Below are 12,324 nucleotides of genomic sequence, written 5' to 3' on the forward strand. Positions count from 1 at the left end.
ACTCGCCATAACGGCGAGTTAGAGTTAAATAATCTTCTTACGTTGAAGTAACACAGCTGCAATGACAATTAATCCTTTAAATGCATCTCTTAATAATGGAGGGACTCCAAACAAGTTTAATAAATTATTAAGAACAGCTATAATTAATACACCATATACAGTTCCTAATATAAAACCTCTTCCACCCATCATACTTGTTCCACCAACAACTGCAGCTGCTATAGCATCCATCTCTAAACCTCTTCCTGCACCAGCAAAGTCCATTGAACCTACACGAGATACTTGAATGATCGCCGCAATAGAAACTAGTAGTCCCATAAGAGCATAAACACGTAATTTTACCTTATCTACATTGATACCAGACAACCTTGCACCTTTTTCATTTGAGCCAACAGCTATAATCTGTCTTCCAAATGTCGTTCTTTTTGAAACGTAGTACATAATGGCCGCTATGAGTAACCAATATATAATTGGCATAATCATAACATTACCTATTTTAAAGCTAGCAATTTGCAAAAACTCAGTTGGAACTCTAGGGTTGTAACCTTGCATAAAGTGCTGAGTAACACTTCTGAAAACCATCATAGCACCTAAAGTCGCAATAAATGGCGGTACCAATCCTTTTGTCACGGTTACACCAATCAATGAACCAAGTAAATAACCAAATGCCATGGTTAACAACATAGTGAAAATAATAGCAGGAACACCTGTTATACCGATCATTGCAAATAAACCACGTTCGCCAATGTCGATCAAAGTCATGGCAAAAGCACCTGTTGCAACTAAAGTTGCTCCTACGGATAAATCAATTCCACCCGTCATGATTACAAACGTCATACCTAAAGCCACAATAGCTACTCCTGCGTTATTTCTTAGTATGTTGATCCAGTTATTAACCCATGTCTGAAACCATTCACCAAAAGAGTTAAAGTCAAACCCAAGAGTTAACGTTTGTAATATAACCATAATTATTAAAGCGATGAAGATACTAAACAAAGGGTCGTTTTGCCACTTATCCTTAAACCAATCGACAAAGCCCCTCCTTACACTTACTGCTCCTGCTTCCATAACGGTTTCCCCTCACCTTCTAATTCTAACTCTCCCCCAGTCGCTAAAGTCATGATGTTATGGTCAGTCATTTCTTTCCCTTTTAATTCACCTTGAACCGTCCCGTGATACATAACCATTGTTCGGTCACAAACCCTAATAATTTCTTGGGCTTCACTTGATAGAACGACAACAGCAATCTTTTGGTCAGCCAAATCTAAAATAATATCATATATATCCTCTTTAGCACCTACATCAACACCTTGAGTTGGGTTATCTAAAATTAGTATTTTTGGACCCGTATTTAACCATTTCGAAAGCACAACTTTTTGCTGGTTCCCACCTGATAGTTTAGTAATATTATCTGTCCACTTATCCATTTTGATGTTAAGTTTGTCTCGTTGTTTTTCAAATTGTTGCTTGTGAATATCTTTATTTATAATTCCGAACTTAGAGTACTGCGGCCATGTAGCAATGGCACTATTCTCAAGAATATCCATATCACTAATAATGGCGTTTTCCTTCCGGTTTCGTGGAAGGTAAGCAATACCATTTTTGATCGCATCCATTGTACTATTTGTTGACACTTTCTTATCATTAACGTATATGGCGCCTGAGCTTACCCCTTTCGAACCAAAAATAGATTGAAAAAGTTCACTTCTTCCATCCCCTAGAAGGCCAGTAAACCCCACTACTTCACCCGCTTTGATTGAAAAGCTAATATCCTTAAATTGTTGCTCATATGTAAGGTTTTCAATACGTAACACTTCTTCTCCTAAGGGTCTTTCACGTATAAGCGGTTCAGTTCTAACATCATAACCAACCATAAACCTAGCAATATCATTAATCGTAACATCTTCTACATAACCTTCTGATACTAATCCACCATCACGTAAAACAGCATAGCGATCACAAATTCGCTTAACCTCTTTTAATTTGTGAGAAATGAAAATTAACCCTACCCCTTGTTCACGTAAAGTATTCATCATTCCAAAAACGCGATTAATTTCCGTATCCGTCAATGAAGTTGTTGGCTCATCCATTATGATGATAGATGCATTTGTTGACATCGCTCGACAAATTTCCACTATTTGCTTATATGATGCGTCAAGATCTCCCACCATAGCTTTAGGATCCAAGTCAATATCCATTCTCTTGAAGAGATCTTCTGTTTCTTTTATCATTTTTTTGTGATCTAGCGTACCAAACTTCTTTTTGGGTTCCCTACCTATAAACATGTTTTCATAGACTGGCAAATCATTAATTAAATTAAGCTCCTGATGAATAAAAGCAATCCCTGAACTCTGAGAATCGGCTGGTTTTTCAAAGCTCACCTTTTCTCCATTAATACAGATTTCACCTTGGTCCATCGGCAGCACCCCACCTAAGATGTTCATTAAGGTGGATTTACCGGCACCATTTTCACCGAGTAAAGCATAGATCTCTCCACCGTTAACTGTAATTGAAACATCTTCTAAGACATTGTTACTTCCAAAAGATTTATTAACATTAAGCATTTCAATCTGCATAAGATCACTTCCATAATTAATGATAAGGAGAGATTACAGGTGAACTATAATCTCTCCTATACTTTTCACAAAACTACCAACCTAGTATGGTGAATCTTCGTCTAAGAACTCTTCGTGGTTTTCACGGTCCACAACAGTTGTAGGAATTATTTTGTCCTCTGCCACATCTTCCCCATTTAAGATGTCCACAGCCATATCAACTGCATCTTGAACCATTGCCGGGCTATATAAAGCTGACTGAACCCATAACTCATCATACTCTGGCATCATTTCAAAATACTCTTGCATACCACCGCCACCAGTAACGACTTGAATGTCGTCACGGCCGGATTCTTGGATTGCTTGAATAACACCTACAGATGTTTCATCGTCCAAGGAATACACAGCATCAATTTGACTATTACTAGTTAAAATATCTTGGAAATCTTGTAATCCATCCTCTCTTGTAAACTCTGTCGCATAAGTGCTAATTTCCATATCTGGCGCTATTTCTGCAATTGTTTCTTCAAAGCCTTCCATCCTTAATTCCGAAACCGAACCAGCAGATGGTACTTCAAGAGCTACTACATGACCATTGTCACCGATCTTATCTACAATATAATGTGCACCTTGCACACCCATGTCTTTATTATCTCCGGCAACACGGTAAACACCATCAGCATCTATAACAATATCAAAGTTAACGACCTCAACACCTTCATCTAACGCATTTTGGATCGGTACTTCCATCCCTTCCCACTGAGGGAAAGCAACAATAGCCTCCGCTCCCCAAGTCATTAAGTCATCCAACTGACTTGTCATTTCCCCTGCATCACTACTTGTTTGAATCTGGTATTCTACTTGATCAGATAGCTCCTCTGCACGTTGCTCCGCATGATAGGCTACAGCAGCTACCCAACCGTGTGTCACTTCTGGGGCCAAAATACCAATTTTGTGTTTCTCACCATCAGAACCTGAGTCTCCACTGCCATCACCAGACCCACTTTCATCTCCTTCTCCACACCCAACTAAAACAAACATTGAAGTAAGAACGAGTACTGCCAACAAATAAATGACCTTTCTCATAATGAACCCTCCTGTTTATTAATTGCCCCCCACATATCGTGAGCCATATATTAAATAATGTGAGTTTGACCACATTTTTAATATCCACCATTACAATCTAACCACTTCCTTAGTTTCTAAAGACTTCTTAATAGAATTAATTAAACCAATCACATACTTCACATCTGACAAGGGAATAACATTGTTTTCTACATTTTCATTAATGCAATCTATAAAGTATTGAAGTTCTAAGATGAAAGGATCATGTTTAGAGACTCTAAGAGGTTCAACTACTTCACCATTAAATAGTTCAAAACTATGTGTAGTACTTTGCAAATCATCTATATTACTACCAGCTTTCATTTGATAGGAGAGGGTTTGTTTAGAAGTCTGTGCACGGTACTCCGTTGTAAATGGGTACCCATTCGGCATTTCGTGTGAAGATTCTATAGCTGCTTGAACACCATTTTTAAAACGGATGTTGGTCAACATTTGACTCCATGCTCCTTCTTCACTTTGTTGACCGATCGCGTAAACGGAATCAACACCACCAAACAAATAGTAAGCAAAATCGATATCATGTATGTGCAAATCAAATAAGGCCCCGCCACTTTTCTCAGGATCTTTAAACCAGTTACTCCAAGTAGGAAACTGACCTAACCTTTTTGCAGTGAACCAATTAACACCGTTCAGCTTTCCTTGGTCAATGTAATGTTTTAACTCTTGATACTCAGGCCAAAAACGAACAACATGCCCAACAAAAAGCCTTACCCCCTCATCATTTACAGTTTGAAGTATTCTTTTCACTGATTCTTCAGTTAAGGTTAAAGGTTTCTCACATATAATATGCTTCTTGGCCCGTGCAGCTCTTATGATATATTGTTCATGAAGAAATGTAGGAAGACAGATGTCTACAACGTCTATTTCTGGGTCAGCCAATACGGAGTCAAACTCCTTAACAACTTTATAATTACTGAATTTGTTTTCACTGGTAGCCTGAGTTGTACAAACTGTATGCACTCTCGCTTCTTTGACCGATTTGTATGCTTGTAAGTGCGTTTCTCCAATAAACCCTAACCCAACTAATGCGATGTTTAACATCGGGCTCCCTCCTTTTATTTCAACAATCGACTTAAATAGTCATAGGAGCGTTTTACTGCGTTGTTGACATCCCCAATTCCACCAGGACCATCGGGTGTGAACTCAAGCTCTACGCTGATCGGCCCCTTATAATTAGCTTTTGATAAAATGTTGAATATACGATCGTATTCTAAATAGCCATCACCTATTGCAGGAAAGTTAAATTCATAATCTGGACCTTGTTTATCTTTCAAGTGAATAAATTCAACATGTTCAATACTTTCACTTAAATCCTCATAGGGTTGTTGATAACCATAAAAAATCACGTTGGCCGTATCATAATTGATCTTAACTCGGTTGTTAAATGCTTCAACTAACTTTAACAAAGACTGTCCTGTGGCAAAGTTATTACCGTGTGTCTCAATGACTAACGTTTTATTTAATCGTTCACACTTTTCCACTACTGGTTCCAAATTTCTAACTAGCTTGTTAACATCACTAATAACATCACTATCCCCGTGAGAATCCCCTGTTGCTGTTACGACGTAGTCACAGTTAAAAATTTTAGCTAAGTCTATGTTCTCCTCAAGTTGCCTTACACCCTCTTGAGACATCACATTGCTGTGACCACTTATCCCAACACATGTTAAACCATACTCACTTAACAAGGATTGAACTTCCTCGAATTCAGCATCAGTAAAATCTGTTGTCACGTGTGCAGTGTGGTCACGCACTGCTGCTATTTCTACTTGTTTAAAACCAGCTTCTGAAGCCCCTTTAAGTGCTTCATTGAGTGAGAAACCATGATAAGTATTAGTGTTTAAAGCAAGTTGGTTAATCATTTAATCCACCTCCAATGAAAACCGTTACATTTTATTTCTAACCATTTACTATTTGTTCAACAATCTGTAATGAACTTAATGCATCTTCCCCTTTGACCGGTGGCTCAACACCCGATACAATCCAGTCTACAAATGAGTCAATTACACCTGTATTAGTTTGATTATCATTAGTTTGTATATGCTCAAGTTCATATTTGACCTTCTCTCCACCAGGCTGCTCTATAATTAGTTGATTTTCTGGATCATGATAGATTTTTAAAATACCTTTTTGTAAATAAATCGTCGTTGAGTTGTCTTCTTCTCCATAATAAGTCCATGAAAAACTCCCGTTGCCTAATCGTCCTTTTTTCGTCTTGAAGATACAGACAGCGTTGTCACATACTTCAATTGATTTGTTATTTTCATCAACTTTATCTAAAGAACCAATAAATGACTTCACTTCTTCTATCTCATCATCGATTAAGTAGTGAATTAAGTCGATTTTATGGATCCCTAAGTCTCCAACTACCCCTGAATGGGAGCGACTTTTTTTAAAGAACCATGTAGCATTGGACTTAGTAACACCCCAATCCTCAGGCCCACTATGACCAAATGTTGTTTTAAAAGATAATACGTCACCATAATCACCACTTAGAATAATTTCACGTGCTTTCTGGTGGACCTTAGTAAAACGTTGGTTATGGTCTACCATTAATTTTTTACCTGATTTCGTTTGAGCATCTAAGATTGTTTTAGCATGTTCACTTGAAATAGCTAAAGGTTTTTCGCATAAAACATGTTTTCCATTTAACAAGGCTTTAGTTGTATGTACATGGTGAACTTCATTCGAAGAACAGTCACTAATCGCATCAATAGTTTCATCATTAATTAAATCTTCGAAACGGTTAGCAACACTTCCTTCAAACTCTTTTGCCAGACTTTCTGCTCGGTGTCGGTTACGATCAAAAAATACTATTTCGTCAACTAATAGGTTTGCATAATACTCAGGTGCATGCCTAAACCGTGTGATCGAACCGCACCCAACAATTCCTACTTTAAGCCCCATAATCAGTCCCTCCTCAATTTAGAGTTGACTCACGTATAATTAATTCATGTTCTAACATTACGCTATCTACTGGTTTTCCTTGTAATTGGTCAATTAGCATATTAGCAGCTGCAATTCCCATTTGATACATAGGTTGTGCCACCGTTGTTAACGTTGGGTTTGTCATATTAGAAAAGCTAATATTATCAAAGCCAACCAACGCAAAAGCATCCGGGACGTCCATACCTTTTACATTGAGTTCTTTTAGTGCGCCAATTGCAAGTGTATCTGAAACAGCAAAAGCTGCTGTAGGTATTTCATCGAGTTGTAATAATTTCCTCATAGCTTGTGCACCACCTTGGAAATCCAAATTGTTAGTGTTGTATATGTACTCTTTCCTTAAGGGCAAATCAAATTCCTTTAAAGCCCGTTCATACCCTTTTCGACGTTGTCGCGCATATAAGAACTTCTCATCTGAGTTAATAAGCGCAATATTTTCATGCCCTAATCTAATTAAATGTTTCATGACTTTATAAGCTGCCGCTTCATTATCAATGGCAACATAGGGTATGCGTTCTAACTCATCATATTCACTACACAATACAATTGAGTGTTTTTTTGCTAATTCTTGCAGCTTAGCCATATTGATAGTTGGATCCATCGATATAATTCCGTCAGCCAACTTATTCTTGACCATATTAAAGAAAGTGTTCTCTCTCGTAGGATTCGAGTCAGTCTCACACAGCAAAATGTTATAACCACGTTCAACTGAAAAATCTTCAATCCCATTTATAATCTCTGTATAATACGGGTTTGAGAAATTCGGAATTAAAACAAGTAACAATCTGCTTTCAGAGTTACGTAAATTTCGCCCTAACATACTAGGTTCATAATTCAATTCCTTAATTGCTTGCTCCACTTTTTGACGCGTTTTTTCTGTTACAGATGAAGTGTTGTTTAAAACACGAGATACTGTTGCACTTGAAACTCCTGCTTGTTTTGCTACTTCATGTATATTTGCCATGCAGTTTTCTTCCTTCTTTCAAATATTTGTATGAAATCGTTTACAATTAAATGATAAAATATTGTGAATAGTATGTCAATAACTTATATAAAAGTGTTTGATTTTTGTGAAAATTGCTTTAATTGTTGTTTTATTTTGATATAATATAATGTAACGGTTTACATTTTAAGGAGGTCTTTGTATGAAACTTAGTGTTTTTACTGTTCTTTTTTCCGAAAAAACTTTTGAAGAAATGCTAGATTATGTATCATCCAAAGGGATAGAAGCTATTGAAGTTGGAACTGGCGGCTTCCCTGGTGACGCACACTGCAAAGTTGATGAATTGCTAGAAAGTGAAGAGAAGCAAAAGGAGTATCTAGAAGCAGTACACCAAAGAGGTGTCACGATTAGTGCTCTTAGTTGTCACGGTAACCCTTTACACCCTCAAAAACATATAGCACAAAGAGATGATGAACTTTTTAACAAAACAGTATTGTTAGCCAGCAAGTTAGGAGTACCTGTTGTTAACACTTTCTCAGGCTGTCCTGGTGATCACGAGGATGCAAAACATCCTAATTGGCCAGTCGCACCTTGGCTCCAGAATTTCAAGAAATATTAAAATGGCAATGGGAAAAGAAAGTTATTCCTTACTGGAAAGAGAAGGCTAAGTTTGCGGAAAAGCACGGTATAAAAATAGGGTTAGAACTTCATGGTGGCTTTTCTGTCCACACACCCCAAAACCTTCTTCAACTTAGAGAAGCATGCGGTCCTGCCATTGGTGCGAACCTTGATCCTAGCCATATGTGGTGGCAAGGTATTGACCCAATCGAATCAATAAAAATACTCGGTAGAGAAAATGCTATTCACCACTTTCACGCTAAAGACACAGTACTTGACCAAAACAATATTAACAAAAATGGCCTAACTGATATGACTTCCTACGCTGACATGAAGAATCGCGCCTGGTACTTCCGGACAGTAGGCTTTGGCCACAGCTCAAAAGATTGGGCAGATATGATCAGTGCTCTCCGATTATATGATTATGATTATGTTGTCAGTATCGAACATGAAGACGGTTTGATGTCCATTGATGAAGGTTTTACTAAGGCAGTCGATACACTTAAACCTATTATGGTCAAAGAATCAGTTGAAGATATGTGGTGGGCCTAAAAAATCACCTCCCCCTCAACTTCATTATGAGTATGAGGGGGAGCCTTTCAACGACTTTTGAAGAACTCTTCCTGTTGCGCCTTACTCTAAAATGCTAAAATTCCCTATCTTTGCAACCTTTCTCACTCTCTTTCACAACACTTTTCCAAGCGTTTGTTATATCTGATGTTTATCAAAAACAGCCCGTATTTCTTTGGCTTCCTCTTCTGTTAGATCTTTGAATTGATCTGAATGGGACCACTTACGCATACGGTTTCTAATATCTACATTTTTATAAGATTGCTCTTGATCAAGTTGAATAAAATAACGAACAATTGACACGATTACAGCTATAAATAATCCCAAAAGTGAAATGACCTCTGACCAAACATCAACTTGTATAGGCATAAACAATACTAGAATAATAGCAAAACCTAGTGAAAATAAAATCATCGAAATTAACCCTTTTGTGTTCGCTTGTAAGTTAGGTGCAAAAGCAAAACCAACTGATAGTATACCAATTGATAGAAATATAATTGAGCTAGTGACAGCTAATATCGTGTTTGCCCCTATAAAAACAGAGACAACTGTAATAACAATAAAACACCCCAAAATATTAGCTACAACAATTAATGACTTAATATCCCACCTTAAGCTTTCCCATGAATCGTTCATATACTTCACCCCTTTTCTTATAGTATTAGAGCTTATTATAGCAAAGTTTTCAATGACATCTGTTTATACGCTTTATGTATTACCTAGATCACTCATAATTTTTATGTTATCAAACACCATAAAACAGTATGTTACGACATTTTTCAATCAATAAATAGAACTATTAGAAAAAGAAACAGTAATACTTTGGGTTCATTTGTAACCATTCTTGAAGGAGATTATATAGCTTTAATGAATGTACTATACCAAGGGGAGGATTATTATTTTAAGGAGGGTATTTATGAAAAAGCTCAACCGACATAAATGGTTGCACTTATTACTCATTATTGTGATTACGTCATCGAGTTTCCTTTCCAATGGTGCGTTCACAATATCTGCTCAAGCAGACCAAGTCGAACAATCAGATGAAAGTACTGAACAAGAACGAGAACTCGCTTATCAAGAAGAACAACAATCACCTAACAGCATTGAAGAGGAAGACTTATCTTCAATCCTCGATGGATTAGGCTTCGAACCAAATTTGCAAGGTTCATCCTCTCAAGAAAAACCAAACGCCCCGCCGAAAGTTGACCCTAATATTAAGACACAATTAGAACAAAACGAAAAAGTCGATGTCATTATTCGATTAACTGAACAAGAAAATATGAACACACTTTATGAAGAAATTAGTCATCAACCTCGCGAGCAAAGAATTGACTCAATTAAACAAAACCTCCAAGCGAAAGCAGAAACCTCTCAAGAAACTTTTATCCGAGAAATTAGTAATTCTACTGCAAACGAACAAGTCGAAATTCAAAAGCAATTATGGATTAATAATAGTATTGTTGCTACTATCGACAAAGATGCTTTAGACACGATTCAACAGCGTGATGACGTTAGCCAAATCACTCTCGACAAAGTTATCGAACTTCCTGAGATTACAATTGAATCAACTGAACCTAGACTTCCTGAATGGGGATTAGAAAAGATTTCAGCTCCTGATGTATGGGGAGACTACGGAATTAAAGGTGAAGACATTGTAGTTGGAATTATGGACACAGGAGTCGAAGGTGAACACGAAGCTTTAAAGCATAACTATCGCGGACGAGACGGCAACCACGAATACTCATGGATTGACGTTTCAGGTCACGGTTATGACAACCCAACTGATGGTCATGGGCATGGAACTCATGTCGCTGGGACAGCTGTTGGCGGAGGGGATGGAGAACCAATTGGCGTTGCCCCAGAAGCTGATTGGATTGCAGCAAAGATCTTTGATGACAACGGTGCGACAACAACATCAGCTATTCATGAAGCTTTTGAGTGGTTTTTAGCCCCTGGTGGTGACCCAAGCAAAGCTCCTCATGTCGTTAACAACTCTTGGGGAAATAACAACACATATAACACTGAGTTTTATGAAGGTGTCGAAGCATGGGTAGCAGCGGGTATTTTCCCACTTTTCTCAGCTGGTAATAGTGGGCCTGGTGCAGAAACAATTGGTTCACCGGCCAGTTTCCCTGATTCTTACGCCGTTGGTGCAACAAACATACACGATCAAGTAGCAAGTTTCTCAAGTCGAGGTCCAGTGTTTTGGGAAAATGATGAAGGTGAAACTGTTAGATACACTAAACCTGAAGTATCTGCTCCTGGACATGAGATCTACTCTGCTTGGCCAGGAGGAGAATACAACACCATTAGCGGAACATCTATGGCAAGCCCACACGTAGCTGGTTCCATTGCTTTATTATTAAGCTCTAACCCAAACTTAACGATTGATGATATAAAAGGTCACCTTGAGCGAACAGCTCGAGTAGAACCACACATGGGTGAAACGCCAAATGACATATATGGATCTGGAATTATTAATATTCATCAAGCAGTTACTGAAGTTGCTTTCTCTGGTCAATTAGTAGGCCAAGTTTTAAATGAGGATGGAGAGCCAGTCCCTGCGACAATTAAATTACCAGAACAAGATTTAACTTATTCTCTAGAAGAAGACGGTCAAATCGATTTAACAATCCAAGAAGGTGACCATGAAGTTATTGTTGACGGATTTGGTTACGAAACATATGAAACAAACGTTACAATCGAGAAAGACGGGACAACTGAAGTAAACTGGACTCTTTCATCTGCCGAAAGAGACACCTTAACCGGTGAAGTTTTAAATGAAGATGGTGAACCGGTGTCTTATGCATTTGTTCGACTAAAAGATACGCCACTTCAGCCTGAAAGAACTAACCAAAACGGACAATTCTCTTTTAACAATTTACCTATTGACACTTACGAATTGCAAGTAAGTGGTCAAACATTTGACGGTGTAACAAAATCTATAAATCTTGCAGAAGAGCAGCACCTTACTATTGAAGTTAATGAACAATCGGAAGTAAGTCATGAGGATTGGAAGACTGCTAACCATAACTATAAGCGTAATGCTGTCTCACCAAATGTTATTGATGAAAATCATTTAGACCTAGATTGGACTTACGATACTGATTCACGTGGACAAATTCTCTTTTCCACTCCAAGTGCCACCAATGACACCATAGTTCTAACAACTGACCGTGGCTGGATTGTAGCTTTAGATGCAAAAACTGGTGAAGAATCTTGGGCTGTTCGTTTTGGTAGCACAAACCGCTCAACACCAACTATTGAGGAGGATGTTGTATACGTTTCAGGCGGTGATGACCAGTCAATCTATGCTTTAGATTTAGAAACTGGTAGTACCATTTGGAGCCGCTTCATTGGACAAGCCGCTATATATGCATCACCAATAGTAGAAGGTGACACATTATATGTAAGCTCTGGTCTTAATGATGATGCAACTTTATATGCATTAGATAAAAAAAGCGGTGATACGTTATGGGCAAACGATTTAGGTGCTTCATCATTTTTTGGGTCTGCTTTAGGTGACGATTATTTATATGTTGGTACTTATGATAATCGGACACTACG

General features: G+C 37.9%; 9 protein-coding genes and 1 pseudogene. 2 read left to right on the top strand and 8 right to left on the bottom strand.

Translation table 11 applies throughout. From position 1 onward, the window contains the following. Positions 1-24: 24 nt before the first annotated feature. The 7 genes from A194_RS0110050 to A194_RS0110080 form a co-directional block, all read right to left on the bottom strand. Complete coding sequence (locus A194_RS0110050; RefSeq protein ID WP_017186721.1) at positions 25-1,068, bottom strand: ABC transporter permease; 1,044 nt, start codon at positions 1,066-1,068, stop codon at positions 25-27. Further along, positions 1,050-2,576: a sugar ABC transporter ATP-binding protein gene (locus tag A194_RS0110055; RefSeq protein ID WP_017186722.1), complete on the bottom strand. Its 1,527-nt coding sequence runs from the start codon at positions 2,574-2,576 to the stop codon at positions 1,050-1,052. The genes A194_RS0110050 and A194_RS0110055 overlap by 19 nt, the downstream gene beginning before the upstream one ends. Positions 2,577-2,657: 81 nt before the next feature. After that, positions 2,658-3,641 carry an ABC transporter substrate-binding protein gene (locus A194_RS0110060; protein WP_017186723.1) on the bottom strand — a complete coding sequence of 328 codons (984 nt, stop codon included), beginning with the start codon at positions 3,639-3,641 and terminating at the stop codon, positions 2,658-2,660. A 90-nt stretch (positions 3,642-3,731) separates the two neighbouring features. Further along, on the bottom strand, positions 3,732-4,721 hold the full coding sequence (locus tag A194_RS0110065) for a Gfo/Idh/MocA family protein (RefSeq protein ID WP_017186724.1): 990 nt from the start codon (positions 4,719-4,721) through the stop codon (positions 3,732-3,734). Between the two features lie 14 nt (positions 4,722-4,735). Beyond that, positions 4,736-5,542, bottom strand: a complete 807-nt coding sequence (locus A194_RS0110070; protein WP_017186725.1) for a sugar phosphate isomerase/epimerase family protein — start codon at positions 5,540-5,542, stop codon at positions 4,736-4,738. Between the two features lie 37 nt (positions 5,543-5,579). After that, positions 5,580-6,587, bottom strand: a complete 1,008-nt coding sequence (locus A194_RS0110075; protein ID WP_017186726.1) for a Gfo/Idh/MocA family protein — start codon at positions 6,585-6,587, stop codon at positions 5,580-5,582. A gap of 13 nt (positions 6,588-6,600) precedes the next feature. Next, complete coding sequence (locus A194_RS0110080; RefSeq protein ID WP_017186727.1) at positions 6,601-7,590, bottom strand: LacI family DNA-binding transcriptional regulator; 990 nt, start codon at positions 7,588-7,590, stop codon at positions 6,601-6,603. A gap of 181 nt (positions 7,591-7,771) precedes the next feature. Here A194_RS0110080 and A194_RS18130 point away from each other — a divergent pair. Continuing rightward, positions 7,772-8,739 (top strand): annotated as a pseudogene (locus A194_RS18130) (sugar phosphate isomerase/epimerase family protein). A 156-nt stretch (positions 8,740-8,895) separates the two neighbouring features. On the opposite strand, the gene A194_RS0110090 reads toward A194_RS18130, so the two are convergent. Continuing rightward, entirely contained in the window at positions 8,896-9,393 is a 498-nt protein-coding gene (locus tag A194_RS0110090) for a hypothetical protein (RefSeq protein WP_017186728.1), read from the bottom strand. Between the two features lie 280 nt (positions 9,394-9,673). On the opposite strand from A194_RS0110090, the gene A194_RS19430 reads away from it, so the two are divergent. After that, positions 9,674-12,324 (top strand): S8 family serine peptidase (locus A194_RS19430; protein ID WP_017186729.1); only part of this gene is annotated, 2,651 nt, incomplete at its 3' end.

This window comes from Alkalibacillus haloalkaliphilus C5, assembly GCF_000269905.1.
Taxonomy (GTDB): Bacteria; Bacillota; Bacilli; order Bacillales; family Alkalibacillaceae; genus Alkalibacillus; species Alkalibacillus haloalkaliphilus_A.

Coding starts and splice junctions, on each gene's coding strand:
- A194_RS0110055 (WP_017186722.1), bottom strand. CDS start 2,576: ATGCAGATTGAAATGCTTAATGTTAATAAATCTTTTGGAAGTAACAAT.
- A194_RS0110060 (WP_017186723.1), bottom strand. CDS start 3,641: ATGAGAAAGGTCATTTATTTGTTGGCAGTACTCGTTCTTACTTCAATG.
- A194_RS0110050 (WP_017186721.1), bottom strand. CDS start 1,068: ATGGAAGCAGGAGCAGTAAGTGTAAGGAGGGGCTTTGTCGATTGGTTT.
- A194_RS0110075 (WP_017186726.1), bottom strand. CDS start 6,587: ATGGGGCTTAAAGTAGGAATTGTTGGGTGCGGTTCGATCACACGGTTT.
- A194_RS0110090 (WP_017186728.1), bottom strand. CDS start 9,393: ATGAACGATTCATGGGAAAGCTTAAGGTGGGATATTAAGTCATTAATT.
- A194_RS0110070 (WP_017186725.1), bottom strand. CDS start 5,542: ATGATTAACCAACTTGCTTTAAACACTAATACTTATCATGGTTTCTCA.
- A194_RS0110080 (WP_017186727.1), bottom strand. CDS start 7,590: ATGGCAAATATACATGAAGTAGCAAAACAAGCAGGAGTTTCAAGTGCA.
- A194_RS0110065 (WP_017186724.1), bottom strand. CDS start 4,721: ATGTTAAACATCGCATTAGTTGGGTTAGGGTTTATTGGAGAAACGCAC.